The sequence below is a fragment of the Sphingomonas sp. PP-CC-3A-396 genome (genome assembly GCF_004343105.1).
GTDB lineage: Bacteria > Pseudomonadota > Alphaproteobacteria > Sphingomonadales > Sphingomonadaceae > Sphingomonas.
Genome location: NZ_SLYF01000002.1, coordinates 56,201 through 82,215 on the forward strand (window position 1 = coordinate 56,201; position 26,015 = coordinate 82,215).

Consider the following 26,015-nt stretch of genomic DNA (forward strand, 5'->3'; position numbering starts at 1 on the left):
TAACTCCGAAGAGAGGTGCGTGGATGGTGGATATCGTGAAACGGACGGCCAAGGCCGGTTCGAAGCCTGTCGCCACCGCGAAGGCTCCTCGGACCGTCGCCAAGCCGGCTCAACCGGCACCCAGGCCGGTCGCCAAGACGCCGGCGATCGACACACCTCCCGCGGCTGCTTTTGTATCGCCGCAACCGGACACTCCAGCCCCGATTCCGGCCGTCGCGCCGTCGGGGATCCCAGCTAGTGAAACCCTAGCCAGCGAACCAAAGGACGCCACGATGGACACGATCCAGAGCATCACCGAGAAGACCAAGGCCCTGTTCACCAACGGGTTCAGCGGCACCACCACCAGCGAATTCAGCGAGCAGGCCAAGGGCGCGATGGAGAAGTCGGCGAAGATGGTCGAGGACATGACCGCATTCGGCAAGGGCAACATCGAGGCGCTGGTCGAATCGTCGAAGATCGCCGCGAAGAACGTCGAAGCGCTCGGCCATGAAGCCGCCGAATACGCCAAGACCTCGTTCGAGAGCGCGACCGAAGCCGCCAAGACGCTCGCCGCGGCCAAGTCGCCGACCGAGTTCATGAAGCTCCAGGGCGATTATGCGCGCACCGCGTTCGACACGATGATCGCCGAGGGTTCGCGCTCGACCGAGCGGATGCTCAAGATGTTCGGCGAGTTCGCCCAGCCGATCTCGAACCGCGTTGCGGTCGCGACCGACAAGATGAAGATCTCGGCGTAAGTCGATAGCGCCACGCCTTCGGGCGATGCGACGAGAAGGGGGCGGCCGTCATGCGACGGTCGCCCCTTTTTCGTTTGCGGATTTCGCGCGGATTTCGCGTGGGGTGTGCGGGCGCCCCCTTGCCCTTGCCCCCCGGCATGCCATATTTTGGCAGCATGGTGTTGACCCCCGAAATGAAGCTGGCCGTAATGATGGCCGAGCGCCGCGACGATGGTGGCGAGGATGGCAATGACGGCACCGGTGCCGGCATCGCGACCAAAACGCGTGCCAAGACTAAACAACCGACGCCGTACCGCGTGCTGATGCTCAACGACGACTACACGCCGATGGAGTTCGTCGTGCTGTGTCTCCAGCGCTTCTTCCGCATGGACATGGAGGCCGCGACGCGTGTGATGCTGCATGTCCACCAGAAGGGCGTCGGGGTGTGTGGCACGTTCAGCTACGAAGTCGCCGAGACCAAGGTGTCGCAGGTCATGGATTTCGCCCGGCAGAATCAGCATCCGCTCCAGTGCACGCTCGAAAAAGCGTGAGCCTAACCGTTTAAGGTGAGCTTGTTACTGATCCTCCCCCGCCAGGGGGAGGTGGCACCGAAGGTGACGGAGGGGGAGGCACGCGACCACCTCTGTTCCGTATCCGCCCCCTCCGTCTGGCAAGAGCCAGCCACCTCCCCCTGGCGGGGGAGGATCTAAGAAAGTGGTCACCGCGCGGGCGGAAGCCAGCGCAGGTCCAGCCGATCGAAGCGGTCGATGTAATTCGCCGCCTGCGCCAGCATCGCCTCGTTGAGCAACGTCACGCGACCAGCCTCGCGCCGGATCAGCCCATCCTCTTCCAACTGTCGCAGCATCCGGTTGACGTGCACCGCGGTGAGCCCGGTGGCATCGCCGATCTCCTCCTGCGTCAGTCCGAGCGTAAAGCTGTTGCCCATCGCCCGGTCGCGCATCCGCATCCGGTTGCGCATCTCGAGCAACAGCGCCGCGATCCGCGCCTTGGCCGAGGTGCGACCCAGCGCGGCGAGCCGGTCGGTCAGCGCCACCTTCTCCATCTGGTTCATTACCATGATGATCGCCGACAGCCGCGGATGATCGGTGACGAGCGCAGTCATCGCCGAGCGATCGAACGCGCACACCGTGCAGTCGGTCAGCGCGACCACCGTCTCGGGCGAATCGCGATACACCAGCGCGGAGACCGCCAGCATGTCGCCGGCGTAAAGGAAGCGGAGGATCTGGCGGCTGCCGTCGTCGAGCAGCACATAGCTCATCGCCATGCCGCGTTGCAGGATGAAGAGTTCGGCCTGCGGATCGTTTTCGCGCACGAGGACGGCACCGCGACGCAAGTCGCGCGGGCGGTCCTCCAACCGCGCTAGCGCAGCCTTTTCGTTCATCGACAGGTCGATGAGATCGCCGACGCGGTCGGCGAAGCAGCTGTCCGGCACTCTGTAATGGTCCCCAATGTTCAAGAACCACAGAGCAAAGCTAGGATTTCCGCGCATTAAAGTCGATCAAGCGCGGGGCGTTAGCGCTACTGAGGGCGCAAGGCGGGTCCCAGCGCGGGACTTGGCCCTGCGCAGCGTCCGCCTATCGCCCGATCGGTGCGCGGCCCTTGCGCAGAACGCCAGCCGCTATAGACACCCGGGATGGACCGTATTCTCATTCGCGGCGGCAATCGCCTGTCCGGGCGCTTGCCCATCTCCGGCGCGAAGAACGCCGCGCTCACGCTGATGCCGTGCGCGTTGCTGACTGAAGAGCCGCTGACGTTGCGCAATCTGCCGCGACTGGCGGACGTCGACGGCTTCGGCCATCTGCTCAACCAGCTTGGCGCGTCGACCGCGATCCAGGGCACGCGGCCCGAGGATTTCGGCCGGGTGATGACGATCCGTGCGGGCAATTTGACCTCGACCGAGGCGCCGTACGACATCGTGCGCAAGATGCGCGCGTCGATTTTGGTGCTCGGGCCGCTGCTCGGGCGCGGTGGCGAGGCGACGGTGTCGCTGCCGGGCGGCTGCGCGATCGGTAATCGCCCAATCGATCTGCATCTGCGCGCTTTGGAAGCAATTGGCGCCGAGTTGGAGATGGCGGCGGGCTATGTGAAGGCGATCGCGCCGGGCGGGCGCCTGCCGGGCGGCCGCTTCCGTTTCCCGATCGTGTCGGTCGGCGCGACCGAGAACGTCGTGATGGCGGCGGTGCTCGCCAAGGGCACGAGCGTGATCGAGAATGCGGCGCGCGAGCCCGAGATCGTCGACCTCTGCAACTGCCTCGTCGCGATGGGCGCGTCGATCGACGGGATCGGTACCGAGACGCTGACGATCGAAGGTCGCGACCGGCTGCACGGTGCGACCTATGCGGTGATGCCCGACCGGATCGAGGCGGGCAGTTACGCGTGTGCCGCGGCGATCACCGGCGGCGACCTGGAGCTGGTCGGCGTGGCGATCCCGGACATGGGTGCGACGATCGATGCGCTGGTCGAGGCTGGCGTTTCGGTGACGCCGACCATGGACGGCGTGCGGGTGGCGTCGGACGGCGTGCTGAAGCCGCTGACGCTGTCGACCGCGCCCTACCCCGGGTTTGCGACCGACATGCAGGCGCAGTTCATGGCGATGTTGTGCAAGGCGGACGGCGCGAGCGTGCTGACCGAGACGATCTTCGAGAACCGCTACATGCACGTGCCCGAGCTGGCGCGGATGGGAGCGGATATCCAGGTGCGTGGGCGGACCGCGGTGGTGCGCGGCGTCGATAAGCTGGTCGGCGCACAGGTGATGGCGACGGATCTTCGGGCTTCGATGAGCTTGATTCTGGCGGGGCTCGCGGCGGATGGCGAGACGTCTGTGGGCCGGGTGTATCATCTCGACCGCGGGTATGAGCGGTTGGAGGAGAAGCTGAGCGCCGTTGGCGCGGATATCGAGCGCGCCAGCGACGGGTGAGGCTGGACCTTTCCTCCACCCCGGCGGAGGCCGGGGCCCAATTGGAAAGGTCGTCCTGATACGCGCTTAGGGTCGTTGCTGGGCAGTTCCCTCGCGAAGGCGGGGGCCCAGGATCAAGCAAGACCGACCTTGGTAATCCGGTAGACCTCTACTCGGCGCCGCCGGCAAAGCCGCCGTCGGACGGGTTCGGCTAGCCGACCCGCCGGCCGTGCCGGGCGCTGCCCGCTTCGCTTTGCTCGCGGGCATCGGCTGCGCTTTGCGCTGCCTGCGCCCGTCAGTACATGTGCTGCCCGCCATTGATGCTCAGCGTCGACCCGGTCACGAACCCGCCCTCCTCCGAGCACAGGAACGCAACGCCTCGCGCGATCTCGGTAGCCTGGCCCAGTCGCCCGACCGGAATCTTCGCGACGATCTTCTCCAGCACGTCGGCCGGCACCGCCGCCACCATGTCCGTATCGATATACCCCGGTGCGATCGCGTTGACCGTCACGCCCGCGCGCGCGCCTTCCTGGGCGAGGGCTTTCGTGAAGCCGTGGATACCGGACTTCGCCGCAGCATAGTTCACCTGGCCGTATTGGCCGGCTTGGCCGTTGATCGAGCCGATGTTGACGATCCGCCCCCATTTACGCGTCCGCATGCCGGGGAAGACGGCTTTGGCCATGTTGAAACAACCGCCAAGATTGGTGTCCATCACCTCTTTCCAATCCTGGTAGGTCATCTTCAGGATCGTGCCGTCGCGGGTGATGCCGGCGTTGTTCACGACGATGTCCACGTCGCCCAGATCGGCGGCGACCTGCGCGCAGCCGGCCTGGCACGCATCATAGTCGGCGACGTCCCACTTGTACGCCTTGATCCCGGTGCGCTCGGTGAACTCGCGGGCGCGGTCGTCGTTGCCGGCATAGGTGGCCGCGACGGTCAGGCCCATGTCCTGCAATGCGAGACTGATCGCTTCGCCGATTCCGCGCGTACCACCGGTTACAATTGCGACGCGTGCCATCAGTCTCTCTCCTCAGTGTTTTGCCGAAGGCTAGCCAGCCCGCACCCATCCTTCAAGCTCACGCGCCAAAATGCTGCGCAACATTTTCACGCCGACGGGGCTATCGTTGAGGCAGGGAAGGTAGGCGAAGTGCGTCCCGCCAGCCTCTTCGAAGCTCTCGCGCCCGCGGATCGACAGTTCCTCCAGCGTCTCCAGGCAATCGGCGGAGAAGCCCGGCGCGAAGATCGCGACCTTGGTCTTGCCTGCCTTGGCGAGCGCGACGAGCGTCTCGTCGGTCGCCGGACCCAGCCACTTCTGCGGCCCGAACCGTGACTGGAACGCGATCGTCAACTCGCGCCCTATCCGCTCGCCGAGCAGTCGCGCGGTCTTCTGGCAGTGGCAGTGATACGGATCGCCCTGCTGCAACGTCCGCTTCGGCATCCCGTGGAAGCTGGCGACGATCGCATCGGGCGTGAAATCAAGCGCGGAGAGCCCCTCTTCGAGCGAGTCCTTCAGCGCGTCGATATAGAGCGTGTCGTCATAGTAAGGTGGCAGCGTGCGGACCGCCGGCTGCCAGCGCAAACCGGCGAGATGCTTGAACGCCTTGTCGTTCGCCGTCGCGGTCGTTGCTGCGCAATATTGCGGGTAGAGCGGCGCGAGCAGGATGCGCTCGCAGCCCGCTGCCTTCATCGCGGTCAGCCGGTCCGAGATCGACGGATTGCCGTAGCGCATCGCCCAGTCGACGAGCACTTCCGGGCCGAACGAATCCTTCAGCGCGGCCGCCTGCAACCGGGTGATCGCGGCGAGTGGCGAGCCGTCCTCGCGCCAGACCTGCGAATAAGCATGCGCGGACTTTTTCGGGCGCGTGTTGAGGATGATGCCGCGCAGGATCGGCTGCCACGCGATCTGCGGGATCTCGACGACGCGCGAATCGGACAGGAACTCGCCGAGATAGCGCTTCACCGATTTCGCATCGGGGCCATCGGGCGTGCCGAGGTTCATCAGCAACACGCCGATGCGGGGCTTGGGAATCGTGGGGTGATCGGGGGGCAGGGTCATGGCGCTGGTCTTAAAGGCAAATTGCGGATGCGGAAGCCCGTTGACGCATAGAGCGCGTTGGCGATTGCCGGTGCGACCGCGGGGACGCCGAGTTCGCCGACGCCGCCGGGGGCTTCGTCGCTGCGGATGACCTCGACGGTGATGTCGGGCGTGTCGGCGAGGCGGGGCAGGGCGATCGTGTCGAACCCGCGTGCGTCGGCAAGGCCGCGGGTGAAACCTGTCGACGCGCCGAGCGCGGCGGCCATGCCGAAGATCAGCCCGCCCTCGATCTGCTGGCGGACGATGTCGGGGTTGATCTGCGCGCCGCAGTCGACCGCGGCGACGAGGCGGTCGACGACCGGGCGCTGGTCCGCACCCATGTGCGCCTCGGCCATCACGGCGATGTAGCTGCCTCGGAACGCGTGGGCTGCGATCCCCTGGCCGCTGCCTGCGACGCCGCCGTTCCAGCCGCCGAGGGCTGCCGCGGTCGACAGGCAGCGCGCAAGTCGCGGTTCGCCACCGAGCATCCCGATCCGGAACGACATCGGTTCGCACTGGGCCGTGCGCGCCAGTTCGTCGAGGAAGCATTCGGTGAAGAACGCGGTGTACCCATGCGCGCCGCCGCGCAGGTGGCCGGTCGGTATGCCGATCTCGGCCGGGTGGTGGTCGATCGCATAGGCTGGGATACGATAGGCGGGCGTTGCACCCGCCACGGCGTAGCGGTCGCTCTTCGTGCCGATCAGTGCGGCTTCGGTGGCGAGCCCCGGCATCATCCGACGTGCCATCTCGGCGCCGGTGGAGGGGGCGGCGATGTTGGCCGACCAGCCCATGATCGCGCCGTTGAGGGCGAGGCGGGCGGCCATCTTCGCGATCGCGGGTGGGCGGTAGCGATCGTGGAGCGAGTCTTCGCCGCGCGACCAGACGAGGCTGACTGGCCGGCGAAGCTTGATCGCGAGGACGGCGGCTTGCTCGGCGACGTCGTGCTCCAGCGCGGCGCCGAACGATCCGCCGACCAGCATCGGGTGAACGACGACAGAGTTTTCGCTGAGACCCGCCGCGCGCGCCGCAGCCGATCGCGCGAGCCCCGGTGCTTGCGTCGCCAGCCAGAGTTCGAGGCGGCCGTTGGAGAAGAATGCGGTTGCGCTGCGGGTCTCGATCGCTGCGTGCAAGCCAAGGCCGGCGCGGTAGGTCGCGGTGACAAGCTTGGCGCCCTGGAAGGTTGCGGCAACGTCGCCTGTTTCCGCCATTCGTGTACCGGGGCGAGCGAGTGCGGCGTCCAGGGCCGCGTCGATCGACTTGGCATTGGGCAGGGGGGCGTCATTCTCGAACCGCGGCGCGAGGGCATCGAGCGCCTTCTGCGCCGCCCACCACGTCGTCGCCACCGCGGCCACCCAACGCGGGTTCTCGACGATCGAGAGCACGCCGCGGATGCGGTCGGCGGCGGCACGGTCGACCTTTGTTAGGCGACCGCCGACCGGGCCCTGGCGGATCGCGGCGTGGACCATGTCGGCGAGGCGGACGTCGCCAGCGAAGTTCGCCGAACCGTCGATCTTCGCTGGCGTGTCGAGTCGGGGGACAGATTTGCCGACCAGCTTGCCGGCGCTCTGGATGCCGAGCGGGAGGGGGGCGGGGAGAGTGAACTTCGCGGCCTCCTCGGCCAGTTCGGCGAAGCGGATGCGTTTGGCGCCGAAGGTGCAGAAGCCGGCGTCGACGTTGACCTGGGTCCAGTCGGCGTCCCAGCGCTTCGCTGCCGCCATGCAGAGCAGCGCGCGGGCGCGGGCGCCGGCTTCGCGACAGGCTTGCTCGAACATCCGGATCGAACTCGATCCGCCGGTGAGCATCGGTGGTTGCGGGGTGCCGTCCGGGAGGCGGTCGAACAGGCCTTCGAACAGGTCGTGCGTGGCGATTCCGTTGGCATAGAGTGGGTTGAGCGGGGCGGGCTCGACACCGACGGTGCGCCAGTCCGCTCCGAGCTCGTCCGCGACGATCTGGGGGAGGCTGGTGTAGACGCCCTGGCCATGTTCGACCTGCGGGACGGCGACGGTGACGTGGCCGTCGGTGCCGATCTTGAGCCAGGCGCCGAACGGGGTTTCGCCGGAGTTGGCTACGAGGTTTGGGGCGTAGATTCGCGGCCACAGACCCCAGGCGACGACAAGGCCGATCCCCGCGCCGCCGCCGACTAATATCCCACGCCTGCTGATCATAGGGTGCGCTCTAATCCTTCTCCCCCACGGGGAGAAGGTGGCGCGAAGCGGCGGATGAGGGGGAGTGGGTCTCCGGGGCCGTGCCGGGAGTCTCACTGCCCCTCTCCCTTCCGTCGCCAATTGGCTCCTCCCTCCCTCTCCCCGTAGGGGCGAGGGAATTTAGGCGAGTGCTCGGTAGGTGGCCTTGAGCGTTACCTTGTCGATCTTCTCCGTCCCCAGTCTTGGCAGCGGCTCTTCCGAAATCCAAATCCGCTGCGGTATCTTGAACGCGGCGATGTGCTGGTGGAGGAATGCGGTCAGGTCGTCGGAGGTCAGCGTCTCGCCGTCCTGTGGCACGACCACCGCACCGGGCACCTCGCCGAACCGCTCGTCCGCAAGCCCGAAGACCGCCGCCTCCGCCACCGCCGGATGCTCGTACAAGGCGGCCTCGACCTCCTGGCACGAGATGTTCTCGCCGCCGCGGATGATGATGTCCTTCTTGCGGTCGACGATGAACAGATAGCCGTCCTCGTCGAGGTAACCGATGTCGCCGGTGCGGAAATAGCCGTCCGACGTGAACGCCGCCGCGGTCGCGTCGGGGCGGTTCCAATATTCCTTGAAGTTGCAGATCGAGCGGATGCAGACCTCGCCGCGCTGGCCTTGGTCGACCGGGTGGCCGGCGTCGTCGAGAATGGCCAAGTCGACCAAAGGCGCGCCGGGGCGGCCGGCGGAATTGGGCTTGGCGAGGTAGTTGCCGCGCCAGTTGCCGGTGCCGACCGCGTTGGTCTCGGTCAGGCCGTAACCGATCAGCGGCGCGCTGCCGCCCATCTCCTCGTCGATGCGGCGGACGTGATCGACCGGGCGGGGTGCGCCCCCCGCGGCGAAATCGGTGACGGTCGACAGGTCGTAGTTGGCGCGGTCGGGGTGATTGAGGATCTCGAAGCTCATGAGCGGCACGCCGACGAAATAGGTGACGCCCTCCGACTCGATCAGCCGCATCGCCTCGCCCGCATCCCATTTCGGCATCAGCACGAGCTTGCGGCCCATCGCGAAGCTCTGGAGGAAGACCGGCACTTCGCCGGTGATATGGAACAGCGGGATCGTCAGCAGCGTGACCGGCTGGCCGACCGGCGGATTGCCTTGCGCGGTGGCGATCCCGACCATCATCATCGCCTGGCCGAGATAATTGAAGATCCCCTGCACGACCGCGCGGTGTTCGGACAGCGCGCCCTTCGACTGGCCGGTCGAGCCGCTGGTGAACAGGATCGTCGCATGATCCTCGGGCCCGAGCAGCGGCAGGTCGGCGGTATGATCGTCCTTCGCGAACACCGCCGCGAGGGCGGTGTCGAGCGCACGCGAATCGTCGATCTCGACGACCGGCGCGGCAAGGCCGGCGATCTGCGCCAGTCGCTTCACGCGGGGCGGATCGGCGAAGACGAGCGCGCAATCGACCTCGCCGATCGCCGTCTCCAGCTCCTCCGCCTGCCACCAGCCGTTGAGCAGCGTCGCGACGCCGCCGGCCATGACGATGCCCATGTAGAGCACGATCCACGACGGCGAATTGCGCATCGCGATGCCGACTCGGTCGCCTTTCGCGATGCCGTACCCGCCGACCAGGGCGCGCGCGGTGCGTTCGGCGGCGGCGTAGACCTCGCCGAACGTCAAGCGTTCGTCGCCGGAGACGATGAAGACGGCGTCGCGGTGCTCGTTGGCGTAGTGCGCGAAATAATAGCTGAGCGCGGGCGGCGCGGCGGCGATCGTCGGCAGCGTGACGCCGAATCGCTCGACCGAGCCAAGCGCCAGCATGCCGTCGGGCGCGGTCAGCGCGGCCATCGTCGAATCCATAGCCAGGTCCAGCTCGGTCCGCATATCGCTCTCCTACTTGGTCTTATCGTTATCGGTCTTTATGCAGGGGCGAACGCGTGGGGAAAAGCCTTTGATCCTGTCGACCATCACCGCCGCTGCGGGCGTAGCGCCTGCCGTCGGCAGTCACATCCGTTTCGAGGATTTGGGGCTCCACCCCGACGTCTTCTCGATCGGCTTCTTCACGCTGCGCTGGTACAGCCTCGCCTATATTGGCGGGATCCTGCTCGGCTGGTGGTATCTGCTCAAGCTCCTCGCGCAGCCCGGCGCACCGATGGCGCGGCGGCATGCCGACGACCTCGTGTTCTACGCGACGCTCGGCATCATCCTCGGCGGCCGGCTCGGTTATGTGATCTTCTATGCGCCCGAGATGTTCCTGCATCCGCTGCGGATCTTCCGGCTGTGGGACGGCGGGATGTCGTTCCACGGCGGGGTGATCGGCACGTCAATCGGGCTGATCCTGTTTGCACGGAAGCACCAGCTCAACTGGTTGCGCGTGCACGATTATATCGCGTGCTGCGTGCCCTTCGGACTGTTCTTCGGGCGGCTGGCGAACTTCGTCAACGGCGAGCTCTGGGGCAAGCCGACCAACGTCGCCTGGGGGATCATCTTCGAGCGCACCGTGCCGTTCGGGATGGTCGAGCCGGCGCGGCATCCGAGCCAGCTGTACGAGGCGGGGCTGGAGGGCATCCTCCTTTTCGCGCTGCTGTGGTTCGCGTTCTGGAAGACCAAGGCGCGGTATGATCCGGGCAAGCTCGTCGGGTTGTTCGTGCTCGGCTACGGCCTGGCGCGGTTCACCGTCGAGTTCTTCCGCGAGCCGGATTCGCAGCTGCGCGCGTTTGCCGAGCATACCGGGCTGCACATGGGGCAGTGGCTGTGCGTACCGATGATCATTGGCGGCGGGTATCTGGTGGCGACGTCGGCCAAACGGCGCGTGCGGGTCGAGTCGATCGCGGGGACGCAGAGCGTCGCTTAGCTCCCCTCCCGCTTGCGGGAGGGGTCGGGGGAGGGCATGGCCGCAAATGTCATGGCCAAAGATACTCCAGCCCCTCCGCTAACACCTCCCGCAAGCGGAAGGGGAATCGAAGCAGCTCTTCCGGAACGGCTCGCCCGGGCGATCGCGCTCGCAGGTCCGATTCCCGTTGCGCAGTATATGGCGGCGGCCAACGCCCAGTATTATGCGACTCGTGATCCGCTGGGGGCTGCGGGGGACTTCACGACCGCGCCGGAGATCAGCCAGATGTTTGGCGAGCTGATCGGTCTTTGGTGCGCCGATCTGTGGGACCGGGCTGGGCGGCCGGACGTGGCGTGGGTCGAGCTCGGGCCGGGCCGCGGTACGCTTGCCGCCGACGCCGGGCGAGCGATGGCGAAGGCTGGCTTCAACCCCGAGATCCATTTCGTCGAGACCAGCCCGGCGCTGCGGAAGGCGCAGGCCGAGCGCGTGCCGATAGCGACCTGGCACGATACGATCGATACGCTGCCGACCGATCGCCCGCTGATCGTCGTCGCCAACGAGTTCTTCGATGCGCTGCCGATCCGGCAATTGGTGAAACGCGCGCAGTGGCACGAACGCCTAGTCGCGGCGCAGGACCTGCTGTTCCTGCCGATCGCCGGCAAGCCGCTGCCCGACGCAGTCATTCCCGAGCCGTTCCGCGATGCCCCCGCGGGCTCGATTCTCGAGACGTCACCCGCTGCCGTTACCATCGTCCGCGGCCTCGCCAAGCGGATCGCCGCGCAGGGCGGTGCGCTGATCGCGATCGACTATGGGTATGAGGGGCCGGCACTCGGCGACACGTTGCAGGCGGTGCGCGCACACGCCTTCGCCAACCCGTTCGAGGCGCCTGGCGAGCACGACCTGACCGCGCATGTCGACTTCACCACGCTCGCCGCCGCGGCGCAGGCCGAGGGAGCGGTCGCGTGGGGGCCGGTGACGCAGCGCGACTTGCTCGGTGCGCTCGGCATCGACTCGCGGACGTCCGCGCTGGCGAAGGCGTCGCCTGCGCGGGCGGAAGCATTGGCAGCGGATCGAAGGAGGTTGATGGACGATATGGGTACGCTTTTCAAAGCGCTGGCGATCACCGCGCCAACTTGGCCGACCCCGGCGGCGTTTGCATGATCGCCTATCGCGATGCGGTGCCCGCCGACGGTGCAGAACTCGGCGCGATGGCGAAGCGGTCTTTCACCGATACGTTCGGTACGCTGTACCGGCCTGAAGACCTCGCTGCGTTTCTCGAGCAAGCGTTCGGAGAAAAGGGTTTGCCGGCGCAGCTGTCCGACCCTGCCTTCACCGTGCGCGTCGCCATGGACGAGGCGGGTAAGATCGTCGGGTTTGCGAAGATCGGCCCTGTTGCCTTTCCCGGCGACTGGCCTGCGTCCGCGATCGAACTTTATCAGCTTTATGTGCGCGGCGACCAGCATGGTGCGGGTGTTGGCCCGGCGTTGATGGACTGGGTGATCGAGGCCGCACGGGCCGATGGGCGGACGGAGGTAATCCTCAGCGTGTATGTGGACAACCACCGGGCGCATCGGTTCTATCAGCGATACGGCTTCGTCGAGATCGGCCGGTATGTGTTCATGGTCGGCGAGCAGCCTGATGATGATCGCATTATGCGGCTCGTGTTGTGATGATCGGTGCCTCCAGAGATATCGTAGCGAAAGGCCACCACCCCGGCGGAGGCCGGGGCCCAGTTGGAAAGGTCTTGGTAACGGCGCGTTGCCTGTTGTTAGCAACGTCACCCAACTGGGCCCCGGCCTTCGCCGGGGTGGGGATGTATTTGATGTTGGGTGACCTGAAATGACCATCGACGTCATCCGCGCGAAGGCGCTCGGCGACATTCCCCACGGCTTTCTCGGCCGTCGCGGGGGTGTTTCGACCGGGGCGTATGCGAGCCTCAACGTCGGCATCGGCTCCGACGACGATCCCGCCAGCATCGCCGAGAACCGCCGTCGCGCGAGCGAAGCCGTCCTGCCGGGCGCGAAACTCGTCGGGCTCTATCAGGTCCACTCGGCCGACGCGGTCACCGTGATCGAGCCGTTCGACGACGCGATCCGCCCGCATGCCGACGCACTGGTCACCAACCGCCCCGGCCTCGCGCTCGGCATCCTCACCGCGGACTGTGCACCCGTACTGTTCGCCGACCGCGAGGCCGGCGTCGTTGCCGCGGCTCACGCCGGCTGGAAAGGCGCGCTCGGCGGCGTCACCGATGCGACGATCCTTGCGATGGAGGCGATCGGCGCGCACCGCGACCGGATCGTCGCCGCTGTCGGGCCGTGCATCGCGCGCGCCAGCTATGAGGTCGATGACGCCTTCATCCGGCGGTTCTGCGAGGCGGATCCGGAGAACGAACGCTTCTTTGCGGATGGCCGTGCGGATCATTACCAGTTCGATCTCGAGGCCTATGTCGTCAGCCGGCTCGCGGTCGCCGGGATCGGGCGGATCGAGGCGCTCGGGCTCGACACCTATGCCGCCAAAGACGGGGGCGAGACGCGCTTCTTCAGTTATCGGCGCGCGACCCATCGCGGCGAACCCTCCTATGGGCGTCAGATCAGCATCATCGGCCTGTAACGCCTCCCAAAGCCTGCGCCGGTCGTTTAGGCTCCGCACATCGGCTCGCATAAGACGGGCCACGCAGGAGTTTATTGATGTCCGATACCCCGAATAACGCCGGTGCAGTTCCCGCGGAAACCGAAGCCGATCTGACCGGAGTCGCGGCACGCGTCGCGCCTAAGCCCGAGGTCGAGAAGATCGGCGGTCGCAAGCTGAAGCCGTCGACCTTGATGATGGGTCATGGTTACGACCCGTCGCTGTCGGAAGGCTCGCTGAAGCCGCCGATCTTCCTCACCTCGACCTTCGTGTTTCCCAACGCGGCGGCGGGCAAGCGTCACTTCGAAGGCGTCACCGGCAAGCGTCCGGGCGGTGCCGAGGGGCTCGTCTATTCGCGCTTCAACGGCCCGAACCAGGAGATCCTCGAGGATCGCCTCGGCGTCTGGGAAGAGGCGGAGGACGCGCTCGCCTTCTCGTCGGGCATGTCGGCGATCGCGACGCTGTTCCTCGCGATGGTCAAGCCGGGTGACACGATCGTCCATTCGGGGCCGTTGTACGCGGCGACCGAGACGCTGATCGGCCGCGTGCTCGGCAAGTTCGGGGTCAAGTGGCTCGACTTCCCGGCGGGTGCGACGCGCGAGGAGATCGATGCGGTGATGACCGAGGCGGCGACCGGCAACGTCGCGTTGATCTATCTGGAAAGCCCGGCGAACCCGACCAATGCACTGGTCGACGTCGAGGCGGTCCAGGCCAGCCGGGACGCAATCTTCAAGGGCGAGAAGCCACCGATTGCGATCGACAACACCTTCCTCGGGCCGCTGTGGTTCCAGCCGCTCAAGCATGGTGCGGATATCGTCGTGTACTCGCTGACCAAGTATGTCGGCGGGCATTCGGATCTGGTCGCGGGCGGCGTGCTGGGGTCGAAGGAGCACATCAACACGATCCGGACGATGCGGAACACGATCGGGACGATCACCGATCCGAATACCGCGTGGATGCTGCTGCGATCGCTGGAGACGCTGGAACTGCGGATGAGCCGTGCGGGCGAGAATGCGGCGAAGGTGTGTGGCTTCCTGCGCCATCATCCGAAGGTGGAGCGGGTCGCGTATCTCGGTTTCCTCGAGGACGAGCCGGGCATGGAGCGGCAGGCGGACATCTATCGCCGCCACTGCACCGGGGGTGGTTCGACCTTCTCGCTGTACCTGAAGGGTGGCGAGCGCGAGAGCTTCGCGTTCCTCGATGCGTTGAAGATCGCCAAGCTGGCGGTGTCGCTCGGCGGGACCGAGACGCTGGCGAGCCATCCGGCGGGGATGACGCATCTGTCGGTGCCCGATGCGCGGAAGCAGGCGCTGGGGATTACCGATAACCTCGTGCGGATCTCGATCGGGGTGGAGGATCCGGACGATCTCATCGCCGATTTCGAGCAGGCGCTGGAGACGATCTAATTCCGAGAGGGCATCTGCCCTTAATGTTCTCCCGCGAAGGGTCTCCCTTCAAAGTAATACTTTGAAGGGGCCCTGACGGCGGGAGCCCAGTCTGGGTCCCCGCCTTCGCGGGGAAACAAGATAGCGATGCGGCGGGTTTTGGGTGAAGTCTTTGCCCTGACCCGCTAGCATCCGCGGATGCCGATTTTTACCTCCATACCGCAGCACGAGTTCGTCGCCGCGATCCACATCCTTGCCGCCAAGCTGGTCGAGGATACCGCGTGGAAACCCGACTACATCATCGGCATCGGCCGCGGCGGGCTCGTGCCGGCGGTGTTCCTCAGCCATGCGATCGGGCTGCCGACGCTTTCGGTCGATTATTCGAGCCAGGTGAAGGACTTTGCTGACGAACCGCTGGTCAAGCTGGCCAAGCGGACGCGGGATGGCGAGCGGCTGCTGTTCCTCGACGACATCAACGATTCGGGGCGGACGATCACGCATCTGCGTGGGGCGCTCGCTGCGGCAGGTGCTGTCGAGGGATCGGTGCGGTTCGCGATGCTGATCGATAACGTCAGCTCGGCGGAGCGGATCGACTATAGCGCGCGGACGATCGACCGGGCGGTGACGAAGGACTGGTTCGTGTTCCCTTGGGAAGCCGTCGCGCCGGCCGCGGCGATCGCCGAGGATGCGGCGGAGGTGCCCGAGCGGATCGCGTAACCACCCGACGACCCTCCGCCATCTTTACGACCTACCGTCATCCTGACGAAAGTCAGGACCCAGAGCCAAGATCGACGATGGTCAGTTACCCTGGGTCCTGACTTTCGTCAGGATGACGGAGTAGGGCGCTCCGGCACTATCGGTGCGGGGAATGTGCAACTGCAGACGAACAAAGGGCCGGCTTCCGAACGGGAAACCGGCCCTCGCCCTCGATACGCTACGCGAGGGAACTGGGAAACTGGTTGGGCTCAAGCGGGCGGGACGTCGGCAAAGCCGTCGCCCACTCGACCTGGGGTCGGGTCAGGCTGGGCCTGCCCGCCGTCCGTGCCGGCGATTGCTCGCTTTCGCTTGCATCAGCCCGGGCGTTGCCGGGCCTATCGGCGGCAGTACCCCGGATTATCCGACTTATCGATCGCGTTACCGGCGAGCGCGCCACCGGCTGCGCCGAGGACTGCGCCGAGCGTCCGATTACCACGGCCCGCGACGGTGTTGCCGAGCAATCCGCCGGCGAGCGCGCCGACGATCGTGCCGCCCGAATTGTCGCAACCGCGACGGCTGCGCGCGTTGTAATTGTAGCGGCGATCGTAGCCGCGATACTCGCGGTAGCCACGGTCGTAGCCACCATCGCGGTAGCCGCCACCCTGATAGCCATCGTAGCCACGCTCGTAGCGCGAGCCCCAGCGCTGCGCATCGGCGGCAGCGGGAACGAGGGCGGTCGCACCCAATGCGAGGGCACTGGCGGCGAGTGTAAAAGTCTTGAACATCGTGCGTCTCCCGTTGGGGATTTCGGCGGCGGCGGGGGCCGTGCTTCCATCCTCGATGAGACGCTTATGGGTGATTCGCATTGAGCTAAGCCTGAATGCCTCCGTTATCCGCTGTTCATGCTTCCGCGGATCGCCGGACACCCTATGAGGGATGCGATGCGGCGCTTGATCACTGTCCTGTTCGTCGCCGTGAGCGTCTGTGCGATCGTGCCGACTTGGTCGGGGGAGGCGCGGCTCGACCTGCTCGGCACGCATGCGCAGCTGACCGCGACGCGCGTGATGCTCGATCGCACCAACCCGCGGCACGTGCGGGTCGGGGGGCTGACGTATCTGGGGGGCGTGGCGCTTGCCAGCCGCGATCGGGCGTTTGGCGGCTTCTCGTCGATGGACGTCACGCCGACGGCAAGCGGCAATCGCTTCACGCTGCTCAGCGACGGCGGCAACATCGTCCAGTTCGACATGGGCGCCGACTGGCTGCCACACCGGGTCGCGTTTAAGAACCTGCCCGCGGGGCCCGGCATCGGCTGGGAGAAGCGCGACCGCGACAGCGAATCGATGGCGGTCGATCCGGTCACGGGAAAGATCTGGGTCGGGTTCGAGAATAGCAATTCGATCTGGCGCTATGCGCCGGGCTTCGCGCGGTACGAGGCGCGCGTGAACCCTGAGGCGATGCGGCGATGGCCAGCGAATGGCGGGCCTGAATCGATGGCGCGGCTGCCCGATGGTCGATTCGTCGTCATCAGCGAAGAGGCGCATGTCCGGCGGCCGGACTGGTCCGGTTCGGACGAGGAGCGATTGCATACGCGACAGGGGCTGATCTTCGCAGGCGATCCGACAAAGGCGGGGGTGCCGGAGCGATTCGCCTACGAACCGTATGGCCGGTATGATCCATCGGACGTGACCGCGTTGCCGAATGGCGACCTGCTGGTGCTCGATCGCGGTTTTCGGCTGCCGTTTATCTTCTCGGCGCGGATATCGCGGGTAGCGGCGCGCGATGTGGCGGCGGGGCGAATCGCGCGTGGTCGGCTGATCGCGACGATCGACGCGCCGCTGATCCACGATAATTTCGAGGGGATCGACACGACGGTCGAGAACGGCGCGACGATCGTGTGGATCGTGTCCGACGACAACCAGATGGTTCTCCAGCGGACGCTGTTGCTGAAGTTTCGGCTGGAGCGGTAGCGGCGTGGGGGGGGGGGGCAGCCGCCCGCCCGTTGCCCGTCATTCCAACACCGCAACCGTCATCCCAGCGAAAGCTGGGATCTCCCCATTCGGGTCGCGGCGCGCGCCAATTGGGATACCCCAGCTTTCGCTGGGGTGACGGGTGCGGAACGGAGGGTACCGCGAGGGTTAGGTTGTATCGTGCAGGACACGAGCCCCGCCCACCCCATCACCCACAAACGCCGACGGCCCGCCCTGCGAGGTGCAGGGCGGGCCGCGGTGATCGCAGTACGACGTCGCTGTTAAGCGGCGACGGCCGAAGCGGCGATCTTCTTGACGACTTCGCGCTTCAGGCGACGAACGCGGAGCGACAGCTTGTCGTCCGAGACCTTCACCAGCCAGTTGTCGAGGCCGCCATTATGCTCGACGGTGCGCAGGCCGTGCGTCGAGACGCGCAGCTTGACGCCCTTCTCGAGCGAATCGGACAGCAGCGTGACGTTCTGCAGGTTCGGCAGGAACGTGCGCTTGGTCTTGTTGTTGGCGTGGGAGACGTTGTTCCCGACCATCCGGCCCTTGCCGGTCAGTTCGCAGATGCGCGACATGTGATTACCTATTCAAGTGTCGGGAGGAACCCCGGAAAGGCGCGCGGATAGCTGGCACGCCGGCTTTCGTCAACCGATTCACGTAAAACGTGTTGTGCAACCGGCAGCGCTCGGCGACGTTGTTACGCTATCGAACTGTTCAAGAAAAGGGGATGTCCTATGCGTACGCTCTTGTCACTGGTCGCGATCGCGGTGCTGGTCGTGGTCGGCCTGATGTATTTCGGGATCATCAACATCGACCAGACCCGCCAGGGCGTCGTCCAGGCGCCGAAGTTCCAGGCCGACGTCGCCAAGGTCACGCTCGGCACCGAGAACAAGACCGTGGCGGTACCGACGATCAACGTCGAGAAGCCGGCCAACAGCCAGGCACCGAACTGATCTTTACGGGCGGGCACGCGCGGGGCAGGGCCTGAGGCCATGTTCCCCGTTCCCGAACCCATGCGCCGCGCGCTCGACGCGGCACGCGATGCGGCGCTGGCTGGGGAAGTCCCGGTTGGCGCCGTTGTCGTTAAGGACGGCGTTATTATCGCGGAGGCTGCCAATGCGCCGCGCGCGCTGTGCGATCCGACCGCACATGCCGAGATCCAGGCGATTCGTGCCGCGGCGTTGGTGTTGGGGAGCGACCGGCTCGAGGGTTGCGATCTTTGGGTGACGCTGGAGCCTTGCGCGATGTGTGCCGGAGCGATCGCGCATGCCCGGATTGCCCGGCTCTATTATGGGGCGCCCGATGCGAAGGGCGGGGCGGTCGAATACGGGCCGCGGTTTTTTGCTCAACCGACGTGCCATCATCGGCCTGAGATTTATGCGGGGATTGCCGAGACCGAGGCGGCGGTGATCCTGCGGGCGTTCTTTGCGAATCGGCGGTAGGGCATTGTCCATGATCCTCCCCTGCAAGGGGAGGATCAAGTTCTGCTCAGCCCTCCAAGCTCTTCGACGCCTGTTCGAACAGGTCCTTCGACAGCCCTGGTGTCCGAACGATCCGCTCCAGTTCCGCGCGCATCAGCCCGGCGCGTTCCGCATCGAACCGCCGCCAGCGGCCCAGCGGCGGCAGGAGTTTCGCCGCGGTCTGCGGGTTGAGGCGGTCGAGCGCGATCAACTGGTCCGCGAGGAATCGATAGCCACTACCGTCGGCGTTATTGAACGCACGCTGGTTCGCGCCGAACGCGCCGATCAGCGAGCGGGCACGGTTGGGGTTGGTCAGGGTGAAGTCGGCATGCTCGGCCAGCGCGGCAACGACAGCGCCGGTATCGTCGCGCGACGACTGTGCCTGCGCCTGGAACCACTTGTCGAGCACCAGCGGGTTGTCGCAATATTGGCTGTAGAAGATGTCGAGCGCGGTGGTGCGGATCTCCGACGCGCTGCTGACCAGCGTCGTCAGCGCGCCCATCCGGTCGGTCATGTTGTCCGCCGAATCGAACTGCGCGAAGGCGAGGTCCGCCGCATCCGCCGCGCCGCTTGCCGCAATATAGCCGAGCGCGACCGACCGCAGGCGGCGCAGGCCCTTGCCCTCGGGCGTATAGGCGTAGGGCTGGCCCTCACCCCGCGCGTAAGCCTGCCGCCATTGCGCTTCGAGCCGCGTGCCGAGATCGCGGCGCAGCGCCTCGCGGGCGCGGAAGATCGCTTCGGGATCGACGACGGCCATCTGGTCGCCGATGAAGCTTTCCGACGGCAGCAACACCGCCTCTGCGACGAACGCCAGATCGAGCGCGGCGTCGGCGAGCGTGTTCGCCACCGCAGCGATCACGCCCTCGTGATCCGTGCGCCCCCCGACCGAGGCGACCAGCGTATCGAGCATCAGTTGCTGCATCGCCTCGTAGCGCGCGAACGGATCGTCGTCGTGTGCGCTGAGGAAGGCGAGATCGGCGGCGGTACGGTCGCTCTCGACCACCACGGGAGCTGAGAAGCCGCGGTTTATCGACAGCACCGGGCGCTCCGCCAGGCCTTCGAATTCGATCGTGTCGAGCGTGTCGTCGAACAGGACGAGCCGCTCGTCGGTCAGAGCCGCGCCCGACACAGCACCGAACAGCTTCACCCGCAACGGTAGCACCATCGGCGACTTCACCGGCTGGCCGGGCGTCGCGGGGACCTGCTGGGCGAGCCGCAGGGTCGCGCGGTCGCCGTCATGCGACAGGCTCGCCGAGACGCGCGGCGTGCCCGCCTGCGAATACCAGAGACGGAACTGGGTGAGGTCGACCTTGCCCCCTTCCTCCATCGAGGTGACGAAATCCTCGCAGGTGGCGGCGGTGCCGTCGTAGCGGTCGAAATACAGGTCGGTGCCGGCGCGGAAGCCCTCGGTTCCGAGGATCGCGGCCATCATCCGGATCAGCTCGGCGCCCTTGTTGTAGATCGTCGCGGTGTAGAAGTTGGAGATTTCCTGGTAGGATTCCGGGCGCACGGGGTGCGCGAGCGGGCCGGAATCCTCGGGGAATTGCGACGCACGCAGGCCGCGGACGTCCTCGATCCGCTTGACCGCGCGCGAGCCCTGGTCGGCGGAGAAGCCCTGGTCGCGATAGACCGTGAAGCCTTCCTTCAACGACAGCTGGAACCAGTCGCGGCAGGTGATCCGGTTGCCCGACCAGTTGTGGAAATATTCGTGCGCGACGACTGCGGCGATCGCGTCGTAGTCGTAGTCGGTCGCGGTATCCGGGTCGGCCAGGATGTAGCGCGAATTGAAGATGTTGAGGCCCTTGTTCTCCATCGCGCCGAAATTGAAATCGTCGACCGCGACGATGTTGAACACGTCCAGATCGTACTCGCGGCCATAGGTCGTCTCGTCCCACGCCATCGCGAGCTCGAGCGCCTTCAAAGCGTGGTCGGTCTTGGGGAGGTCGGCCTCGCGCACCCAGATGCCGAGCGATACCGCGCGCCCCGACATCGTCGTGAAGCTGCTGCGGTTTACGGCGAGGTCGCCGGCGACCAGTGCGAAGAGGTAGGAGGGCTTCGGGAATGGATCGTGCCAGGTTGCCCAGTGGCGGCCGTCTTCGAGATCGCCCTGTGCGACCGGATCGCCGTTCGCGAGCAGCACGGGAAAGTGCTTCCTGTCGGCGGTCATGCGGACCGAATAGACGCTGAGCACGTCGGGGCGGTCGGGGAAATACGTGATGCGGCGGAAGCCTTCCGCCTCGCACTGCGTGCAGAGATTGCCGCCCGACGCGTAGAGCCCCATCAACTGCGTGTTGCGATCGGGGGCGATCTCGACCTGCGTCTCGACGATATGCGCGGCGCCGGTGAGCGGGATGACGAGCTGTTCGCCGTCGATCCGCCAGTCGTTGATCGCGACGCCATCGACCGTGACCGACAGTGGCTTTTGCCCAGCGCCGTCGAGCCGCAGCGGTGCGCCGTGATCGCCGTTGCGCGTGACCGACAAGGTCGCGGTGACACGCGTGGTCGACGGATCGAGGTCGAAATCCAGCTTCGTCTCGGGGACCAGCCATTCCGGCGGGGTGTAATCCTCGCGGCGAATGACGAGCGGGTGGGCGAGACTGTTCTGGATATCGAGCATATGCTTGCGAATATAGGGCCGTGGCCGCCTATCGCCAGCCAAAGCTTGCGTGGGTGACGGTGGATGCTACGCCGCTGCAACACGTTCCCTTTGCAAGGATTTCCGGATGTATCGTCCTCTCGGCGCGCTCGCGGTGCTCGCGCTTTCTTCCTCTGCGCTCGCACAGACTGCGCCCGTTGCGGCTCCGAACAATGCCGAGTTGAACGCCAAGCTTGCCGCACCGCTGCCGGCCGATCAGGCGGCGATGAAGGCGCACGTGCTGTTCCTCGCGTCGGATGCGATGAAGGGGCGTGAGGCTGGCAGCCCCGAGTTCGACATCGCCGCGCAATATGTCGCTGCGCAGTTTTATGCGGCAGGCCTTCGTCCCGGTGGCGATCAGGGCGGGTATCTCCAGACCGTGCCGCTCGTGTCGTACAAGGCGGCGAGCAAGGGCGATTTCGTCTGGACCGGTCGCGGGCCTGCGCAGCCGCTCGTGTTCGGTGAGGACTACGTGCCTGCTGCGAACGGCGCGAAGGGGGAGACCAGCGTTTCAGTACCGGTGGTGTTCGTCGGCTACGGCATCGACGCGCCGCAATATGGTCAGGACGATTACAAGGGTGTCGACGTGCGCGGCAAGATCGTCGCGTATTTCGGCGGCTCGCCCGCGCGGTTCGGTGGCGAGGAGCGTGCGTTCTTCGGCTCGGGCGGGACAAAGGCTGCGATCGCGCAGGCCAAGGGCGCAGTCGGCGTGATCACGCTGGAGAGCCCGCGCTCGGCCAAGGTGCGGACCTTCGCCAAGATGGCGGAGTTTTACGCGACGCCGCGGATGACGTGGGCGAACCCCGACGGCACCGGCAAGGTCGATGCTCCCGGCGCGCCGTCGCTCGGCACGGTCAGCATGGCCGGCGCGGCCAAGCTGTTTGCCGGTGCGAAGACGCCGTGGAGCCGGGTCGCCAAGCAGGCGGACAGCGACAATGCGAAGTTCAAGGCTGTGCCCTTGGTCGGTACGCTAACCGTCGCGACCAAGACGAGCTTCGTGCCCGGCGCGAGCAGCAACGTGGTCGGCGTGATCCCCGGCAGCGATCCGGTAGTCGGCAAGGAGGTCGTCGTGCTGTCGGCGCATCTCGATCACATCGGCATCACCAAGCCTGTGAAGGGCGATGCGCTCAACAATGGCGCGCTCGACAATGCGATCGGGATCGCCAGCCTGATCGAGGAGGCCAAGCGCTTCAACGCCAGCGGCCAGGCGCCCAAGCGGACCATCATGTTCCTCGCCGTCACGGGCGAGGAGAAGGGGCTGGTCGGCAGCGATTACTTCACCAACCACCCGACCGTGCCGCTGACCTCGATCGTCGCGGACGTGAACCTCGACATGCCGATCCTGACGTACAAGTTCGAGGACATGGTGGTCTTCGGCGCCGAGCGCTCGACGATCGGCCCGATCGTCCAGAAGGCGGTGGCGGCGATCGGCGTCGGTCTCTCGCCCGATCCGATGCCGGAGGAGGGGATCTTCGTCCGCTCGGATCACTTCCGCTTCGTCCAGAAGGGAATTCCGTCGGTGTTCCTGTGGCCGGGTCAGAAGGGGCCGGGCAAGGCGGCGGTCGCGTATTTCATGGCGAATAATTATCACAAGCCGTCGGACGACCTGACGCAGCCGATCCTGTGGGATCAGGGCGTGCGGTTCGTCGATGCGAACTACCGGATCGCGCGCGAGATCGCGGATGGCGCGCAGCGGCCTGTGTGGAATGCCGGCGATTATTTCGGGACGCTGTATAAGGGGCCGATGGCCGGCGCGGCGGTGGGCAAATGAGCCGGCTGCTGGTATTCGGTCTGGGGTACACCGCGTCGCGGCTTGCCGAGCGGCTGGCGGCGGATGGCTGGCATGTCGTCGGTACGACGCGGGATGGGCGGGGTGGTACGCTCCGGTTCGACGATACGGACGCGGTGACGGCGGAGATCGCGGCGGCGACGCATATCCTGTCGTCGGTGCCGCCCGAGCATGAGGCGGACCCCGTGCTCGGGCGCTATGGTTCGCTGTTGCTGCGGACGCGGGCTTGGATCGGGTATCTGTCGTCGACGGGGGTGTACGGCGATGCGCAGGGTGCGTGGGTGGACGAGACGGCGCCGATCGGTGGCGGTCGTCGGAGCGCGCGGGCGGCGGCGGATGCGGACTGGCTGGCCATTGGTGCGCGGACGTTCCGGTTGCCGGGGATCTATGGCCCCGGTCGCTCGCCGCTCGACCGGGTGAGGCAGGGCAAGGCGCACAGGATCGAGCAACCCGGCCAGGTGTTCAGCCGCGCGCATGTCGACGACATCGTCTCGGGGGTGATCGCCGGGTTCGGTGCGCCGGCGGGGGCGTATAATCTCGCGGACGACGTGCCCGCGTCGCAGAACGACGTGGTGGCGTTCGCGGCGATGCTGCTCGGGATGCCCGCGCCGCCGTTCGTGACGCTCGAGGCGCTGTCGGCGATGGGGCGCGGGTTTTATAACGAGAACCGGCGGGTAGCGAACGGCAAGGCGAAGCGCGTGCTCGGCTGGACGCCCGCTTGGCCTGATTACCGCGCCGGTCTGCGCGCGCTGAGTGCGATGACAAGGCCGATGCCCGACAGGATCGCGCCGGCGACGGCCAGCGTCGACCAGTGATAGCGCTCGAAGATCGTCGATAGCAGCATTGCGATCACCGGCACGATGACGCCCGAATAGGCCGCCTTGGCCGGGCCGATCGCGCGGATGACGTTGAAATAGAGCGGGAAGGCGAGCGCCGACGCGAACACGCCGAGATAGAGGATGCCGGCGACATAGCCGAAGCGCGGCTCGAACACCGGCGGCCCGGTGGTGATCCAGGCGAACGCGGCGTCGAGGGTCGCTCCGATCAGCATCGCGATCGCGAGCGTCGGCGCCATCGGATAGCGCTTCGCGAACGCGCTGCCCTGGATGACGTTGGCGACCGACGCGGCCATCACGCCGCACAGCGTCAGGACGATGCCGATCGTCGCCGAGCGCGGCCCGTGCGGATCGACGCGCGCTTCGTTGACGAACAGCAGCGCGACGCCGGCCATCGCGACCGCGCACCCGACCATCAGCTGCCGTCCGAGGCGTTGCTTGAGGAAGATGCGGCCAAAGATCGCGTTGGGGACGAGCAGCAGCGCGAACACCACCGCGACGAGGCCCGAGGTCACATAATGCTCGGCGCGGTAGACGAAGTTGAAGTTGAACGTGAACAGCGCGATGCCGATCACCGCCGCGAACGCGTAGCCCCGCGCGTCGAATTTGAAGCTTTCCCGCTTGATGCCTGCGTAGATCGCCATTGCGATTCCGGCGACGAGGAAGCGGTAGCTGATCGACCAGCTCGGCGGCACGACCGCGATCTGGTCGCGGATGACGAGCCAGGTCGAGCCCCAGATCAGCGTGACGATGCCGAACGGGATCAGTACGGCCGCGCGGGTCGACTGTGGTGGGTCGGTTGGGCCGGGGGTCATAACTCCCGGATCGCATCGGCGAGCAGGCCGACCGCGTCCGCCGGGCTGTCCCAGGCGGTGACGAGGCGGATTTCGCCGGCCGCCCAGTCGTAGAAGTCGAAGCCTTTTGCGCGGAGGGCTGCGGCTTCTTCGGGGGTGGCGCGGAGGAAGACTTCGTTGGCTTCGACCGGGTGGACGAGGCGGTCGCCAGCAGCGGCTGCGAGCGTGGCGGCGGCGTCGTTCGCCGCCTTGGCGTTGGCGAGCCAGAGATCGTCGTCGAGCATCGCGAGGATCTGCGCGGCGAGATAGCGGCCCTTCGACAGCAGCAGCCCGGCGCGCTTGCGGCGGTATTGCGTGACGGCGGCGAGGTCGGGCTTGAAGAAGACCAAGGCCTCCGCGCTCATCGCGCCGTTCTTGACGAAGCCGAAGCTCAACGCGTCGACGCCGGCGCGCCACGTCATGTCGGCGGGCGAGCAGCCGGCGTGGACCATCGCGTTGGCGAACCGCGCGCCGTCCATGTGGAAGCCGAGCCCACGCTCCTTCGCCAGCGCGCCGATTTCCGCGATTTCGTGCGGCTGGTAGACGCGGCCATATTCGGTGGCGTTGGTGATCGAGATCGCGTGCGGCTGGACGCGGTGGACGTCGTCGGGGATCGCGTCGATGACGGTGCGGATCGTGTCGGGGGTGAGCTTGGCGCCATCGCCGTCGGCGAGGAACAGTTTGGCGCCGTGCGTGTAGAATTCGGGCGCGCCGCCCTCGTCGTTCTGGATGTGCGCGTCGCGGTGGCAGACGATGCCGCCGTGCGGGGGGCAGAGGGCGGCGAGCGCGAGGCAGTTGGCGGCGGTGCCGGTGGGGACCCAGAGGACGGCGACGTCAGTCTCGAAGAGGTCCGACAAACGGCCGTCGAGCTGCTGGCTCCACGCGTCGCCGGCATAGGCGGTGTCGAGCATATCGGCGGCAGTGATCGCGGCCATGACGTGGGGGTGGATCGTGGCGGCGTTGTCGGAGAAGAAGCGCATGGTCAGGACATGCTGCGATGCGGTGGTGGCGTCAACGGGGGCTTTCGTCACGCCGGACTTGTTCCGGCATCCACCATGCCGCGCGATCTCCCGCGGGGGTATTCGGTTAGGGTAAGTCGCGACTGAAGCGGCAC

Annotated in this window: 24 protein-coding genes; 14 read left to right on the forward strand and 10 right to left on the reverse strand. The window is 66.5% G+C overall.

From position 1 onward, the window contains the following. The first annotated feature begins 272 nt into the window (after positions 1-272). Positions 273-734, forward strand: coding sequence for a phasin family protein (locus tag C8J40_RS20175; protein WP_165911361.1), 462 nt, complete (start codon positions 273-275; stop codon positions 732-734). A 191-nt stretch (positions 735-925) separates the two neighbouring features. Beyond that, positions 926-1,264, forward strand: a complete 339-nt coding sequence (gene clpS, locus C8J40_RS04025) for an ATP-dependent Clp protease adapter ClpS (protein ID WP_131587736.1) — start codon at positions 926-928, stop codon at positions 1,262-1,264. A gap of 167 nt (positions 1,265-1,431) precedes the next feature. Here the strand turns inward: clpS and C8J40_RS04030 are convergent, their stop codons facing one another. After that, on the reverse strand, positions 1,432-2,115 hold the full coding sequence (locus C8J40_RS04030; RefSeq protein ID WP_243693230.1) for a Crp/Fnr family transcriptional regulator: 684 nt from the start codon (positions 2,113-2,115) through the stop codon (positions 1,432-1,434). A 252-nt stretch (positions 2,116-2,367) separates the two neighbouring features. On the opposite strand from C8J40_RS04030, the gene murA reads away from it, so the two are divergent. Then, on the forward strand, positions 2,368-3,651 hold the full coding sequence (gene murA, locus C8J40_RS04035; RefSeq protein WP_132895918.1) for a UDP-N-acetylglucosamine 1-carboxyvinyltransferase: 1,284 nt from the start codon (positions 2,368-2,370) through the stop codon (positions 3,649-3,651). 274 nt (positions 3,652-3,925) lie between these two features. On the opposite strand, the gene phbB is transcribed toward murA, so the two are convergent. The 4 genes from phbB to C8J40_RS04055 form a co-directional block, all read right to left on the reverse strand. Then, positions 3,926-4,648, reverse strand: coding sequence for an acetoacetyl-CoA reductase (gene phbB, locus C8J40_RS04040; protein WP_056066403.1), 723 nt, complete (start codon positions 4,646-4,648; stop codon positions 3,926-3,928). Positions 4,649-4,678: 30 nt separating this feature from the next. Further along, positions 4,679-5,686, reverse strand: a complete 1,008-nt coding sequence (gene hemH / locus C8J40_RS04045; RefSeq protein ID WP_132895919.1) for a ferrochelatase — start codon at positions 5,684-5,686, stop codon at positions 4,679-4,681. Continuing rightward, positions 5,683-7,869 (reverse strand): molybdopterin cofactor-binding domain-containing protein, encoded by a 2,187-nt coding sequence (locus C8J40_RS04050; RefSeq protein ID WP_132895920.1) that lies wholly within the window; start codon positions 7,867-7,869, stop codon positions 5,683-5,685. Before C8J40_RS04050 ends, hemH begins: the two co-directional genes overlap by 4 nt. Before the next feature lie 159 nt (positions 7,870-8,028). Then, on the reverse strand, positions 8,029-9,717 hold the full coding sequence (locus C8J40_RS04055) for a class I adenylate-forming enzyme family protein (RefSeq protein ID WP_165911362.1): 1,689 nt from the start codon (positions 9,715-9,717) through the stop codon (positions 8,029-8,031). 67 nt (positions 9,718-9,784) lie between these two features. Between C8J40_RS04055 and lgt the strand changes: the two genes are divergently transcribed. From lgt to C8J40_RS04085, 6 genes are all read left to right on the forward strand, one after another. Next, the gene (gene lgt, locus C8J40_RS04060) at positions 9,785-10,687 is read left to right on the forward strand and encodes a prolipoprotein diacylglyceryl transferase (RefSeq protein ID WP_132895921.1); all 903 of its coding nucleotides are present in this window, start codon (positions 9,785-9,787) and stop codon (positions 10,685-10,687) included. A 177-nt stretch (positions 10,688-10,864) separates the two neighbouring features. Then, positions 10,865-11,827 (forward strand): SAM-dependent methyltransferase, encoded by a 963-nt coding sequence (locus C8J40_RS04065; protein WP_243693196.1) that lies wholly within the window; start codon positions 10,865-10,867, stop codon positions 11,825-11,827. Next, positions 11,824-12,336, forward strand: a complete 513-nt coding sequence (locus C8J40_RS04070; protein WP_132895923.1) for a GNAT family N-acetyltransferase — start codon at positions 11,824-11,826, stop codon at positions 12,334-12,336. Before C8J40_RS04065 ends, C8J40_RS04070 begins: the two co-directional genes overlap by 4 nt. A gap of 169 nt (positions 12,337-12,505) precedes the next feature. Then, on the forward strand, positions 12,506-13,276 hold the full coding sequence (pgeF, locus tag C8J40_RS04075) for a peptidoglycan editing factor PgeF (protein WP_132895924.1): 771 nt from the start codon (positions 12,506-12,508) through the stop codon (positions 13,274-13,276). 77 nt (positions 13,277-13,353) lie between these two features. After that, positions 13,354-14,700 (forward strand): cystathionine gamma-synthase family protein, encoded by a 1,347-nt coding sequence (locus tag C8J40_RS04080; RefSeq protein ID WP_132737047.1) that lies wholly within the window; start codon positions 13,354-13,356, stop codon positions 14,698-14,700. A 177-nt stretch (positions 14,701-14,877) separates the two neighbouring features. After that, entirely contained in the window at positions 14,878-15,396 is a 519-nt protein-coding gene (locus C8J40_RS04085) for a phosphoribosyltransferase family protein (protein ID WP_132895925.1), read from the forward strand. A gap of 374 nt (positions 15,397-15,770) precedes the next feature. Here C8J40_RS04085 and C8J40_RS04090 read toward each other — a convergent pair whose 3' ends face one another. Next, positions 15,771-16,160, reverse strand: coding sequence for a glycine zipper 2TM domain-containing protein (locus C8J40_RS04090; protein ID WP_132895926.1), 390 nt, complete (start codon positions 16,158-16,160; stop codon positions 15,771-15,773). Positions 16,161-16,316: 156 nt separating this feature from the next. Between C8J40_RS04090 and C8J40_RS04095 the strand changes: the two genes are divergently transcribed. Next, entirely contained in the window at positions 16,317-17,342 is a 1,026-nt protein-coding gene (locus C8J40_RS04095; RefSeq protein ID WP_243693197.1) for an esterase-like activity of phytase family protein, read from the forward strand. Between the two features lie 281 nt (positions 17,343-17,623). Here C8J40_RS04095 and rpmB read toward each other — a convergent pair whose 3' ends face one another. Further along, a complete protein-coding gene (gene rpmB / locus C8J40_RS04100) occupies positions 17,624-17,923 on the reverse strand; it encodes a 50S ribosomal protein L28 (protein ID WP_056053386.1) in 300 nt (99 codons plus the stop codon). A gap of 159 nt (positions 17,924-18,082) precedes the next feature. Here rpmB and C8J40_RS04105 point away from each other — a divergent pair, with 159 nt between their 5' ends. Together C8J40_RS04105 and C8J40_RS04110 are read left to right on the forward strand one after the other, a co-directional pair. Further along, the gene (locus tag C8J40_RS04105; protein ID WP_132895927.1) at positions 18,083-18,301 is read left to right on the forward strand and encodes a hypothetical protein; all 219 of its coding nucleotides are present in this window, start codon (positions 18,083-18,085) and stop codon (positions 18,299-18,301) included. 60 nt (positions 18,302-18,361) lie between these two features. Continuing rightward, entirely contained in the window at positions 18,362-18,790 is a 429-nt protein-coding gene (locus C8J40_RS04110; protein ID WP_132896246.1) for a nucleoside deaminase, read from the forward strand. A gap of 46 nt (positions 18,791-18,836) precedes the next feature. On the opposite strand, the gene pepN is transcribed toward C8J40_RS04110, so the two are convergent. Then, on the reverse strand, positions 18,837-21,425 hold the full coding sequence (pepN, locus tag C8J40_RS04115; protein WP_132895928.1) for an aminopeptidase N: 2,589 nt from the start codon (positions 21,423-21,425) through the stop codon (positions 18,837-18,839). 106 nt (positions 21,426-21,531) lie between these two features. Here pepN and C8J40_RS04120 point away from each other — a divergent pair, with 106 nt between their 5' ends. Together C8J40_RS04120 and C8J40_RS04125 are read left to right on the forward strand one after the other, a co-directional pair. Continuing rightward, positions 21,532-23,214, forward strand: a complete 1,683-nt coding sequence (locus tag C8J40_RS04120; protein ID WP_132895929.1) for a M28 family metallopeptidase — start codon at positions 21,532-21,534, stop codon at positions 23,212-23,214. Next, positions 23,211-24,047: an NAD(P)-dependent oxidoreductase gene (locus tag C8J40_RS04125; protein WP_132895930.1), complete on the forward strand. Its 837-nt coding sequence runs from the start codon at positions 23,211-23,213 to the stop codon at positions 24,045-24,047. Before C8J40_RS04120 ends, C8J40_RS04125 begins: the two co-directional genes overlap by 4 nt. Here the strand turns inward: C8J40_RS04125 and C8J40_RS04130 are convergent. Together C8J40_RS04130 and C8J40_RS04135 are read right to left on the reverse strand one after the other, a co-directional pair. Continuing rightward, a complete protein-coding gene (locus C8J40_RS04130; RefSeq protein WP_132895931.1) occupies positions 23,960-24,883 on the reverse strand; it encodes an EamA family transporter in 924 nt (307 codons plus the stop codon). The two genes, C8J40_RS04125 and C8J40_RS04130, sit on opposite strands and share 88 nt — an antisense overlap. After that, complete coding sequence (locus tag C8J40_RS04135; protein WP_132896247.1) at positions 24,880-25,881, reverse strand: beta-eliminating lyase-related protein; 1,002 nt, start codon at positions 25,879-25,881, stop codon at positions 24,880-24,882. Before C8J40_RS04135 ends, C8J40_RS04130 begins: the two co-directional genes overlap by 4 nt. Between the last annotated feature and the right edge of the window lie 134 nt (positions 25,882-26,015).

Excerpts from the sequence above, each read along its gene's own strand:
- C8J40_RS20175 (WP_165911361.1), top strand. The coding sequence starts at position 273 with ATGGACACGATCCAGAGCATCACCGAGAAGACCAAGGCCCTGTTCACC.
- clpS (WP_131587736.1), top strand. The coding sequence starts at position 926 with ATGGCCGAGCGCCGCGACGATGGTGGCGAGGATGGCAATGACGGCACC.
- C8J40_RS04030 (WP_243693230.1), bottom strand. The coding sequence starts at position 2,115 with ATGAACGAAAAGGCTGCGCTAGCGCGGTTGGAGGACCGCCCGCGCGAC.
- murA (WP_132895918.1), top strand. The coding sequence starts at position 2,368 with ATGGACCGTATTCTCATTCGCGGCGGCAATCGCCTGTCCGGGCGCTTG.
- phbB (WP_056066403.1), bottom strand. The coding sequence starts at position 4,648 with ATGGCACGCGTCGCAATTGTAACCGGTGGTACGCGCGGAATCGGCGAA.
- hemH (WP_132895919.1), bottom strand. The coding sequence starts at position 5,686 with ATGACCCTGCCCCCCGATCACCCCACGATTCCCAAGCCCCGCATCGGC.
- C8J40_RS04050 (WP_132895920.1), bottom strand. The coding sequence starts at position 7,869 with ATGATCAGCAGGCGTGGGATATTAGTCGGCGGCGGCGCGGGGATCGGC.
- C8J40_RS04055 (WP_165911362.1), bottom strand. The coding sequence starts at position 9,717 with ATGCGGACCGAGCTGGACCTGGCTATGGATTCGACGATGGCCGCGCTG.
- C8J40_RS04065 (WP_243693196.1), top strand. The coding sequence starts at position 10,865 with ATGGCGGCGGCCAACGCCCAGTATTATGCGACTCGTGATCCGCTGGGG.
- C8J40_RS04070 (WP_132895923.1), top strand. The coding sequence starts at position 11,824 with ATGATCGCCTATCGCGATGCGGTGCCCGCCGACGGTGCAGAACTCGGC.
- pgeF (WP_132895924.1), top strand. The coding sequence starts at position 12,506 with ATGACCATCGACGTCATCCGCGCGAAGGCGCTCGGCGACATTCCCCAC.
- C8J40_RS04080 (WP_132737047.1), top strand. The coding sequence starts at position 13,354 with ATGTCCGATACCCCGAATAACGCCGGTGCAGTTCCCGCGGAAACCGAA.
- C8J40_RS04085 (WP_132895925.1), top strand. The coding sequence starts at position 14,878 with ATGCCGATTTTTACCTCCATACCGCAGCACGAGTTCGTCGCCGCGATC.
- C8J40_RS04090 (WP_132895926.1), bottom strand. The coding sequence starts at position 16,160 with ATGTTCAAGACTTTTACACTCGCCGCCAGTGCCCTCGCATTGGGTGCG.
- C8J40_RS04095 (WP_243693197.1), top strand. The coding sequence starts at position 16,317 with ATGCGGCGCTTGATCACTGTCCTGTTCGTCGCCGTGAGCGTCTGTGCG.
- rpmB (WP_056053386.1), bottom strand. The coding sequence starts at position 17,923 with ATGTCGCGCATCTGCGAACTGACCGGCAAGGGCCGGATGGTCGGGAAC.
- C8J40_RS04105 (WP_132895927.1), top strand. The coding sequence starts at position 18,083 with ATGCGTACGCTCTTGTCACTGGTCGCGATCGCGGTGCTGGTCGTGGTC.
- C8J40_RS04110 (WP_132896246.1), top strand. The coding sequence starts at position 18,362 with ATGCGCCGCGCGCTCGACGCGGCACGCGATGCGGCGCTGGCTGGGGAA.
- pepN (WP_132895928.1), bottom strand. The coding sequence starts at position 21,425 with ATGCTCGATATCCAGAACAGTCTCGCCCACCCGCTCGTCATTCGCCGC.
- C8J40_RS04120 (WP_132895929.1), top strand. The coding sequence starts at position 21,532 with ATGTATCGTCCTCTCGGCGCGCTCGCGGTGCTCGCGCTTTCTTCCTCT.
- C8J40_RS04125 (WP_132895930.1), top strand. The coding sequence starts at position 23,211 with ATGAGCCGGCTGCTGGTATTCGGTCTGGGGTACACCGCGTCGCGGCTT.
- C8J40_RS04130 (WP_132895931.1), bottom strand. The coding sequence starts at position 24,883 with ATGACCCCCGGCCCAACCGACCCACCACAGTCGACCCGCGCGGCCGTA.
- C8J40_RS04135 (WP_132896247.1), bottom strand. The coding sequence starts at position 25,881 with ATGCGCTTCTTCTCCGACAACGCCGCCACGATCCACCCCCACGTCATG.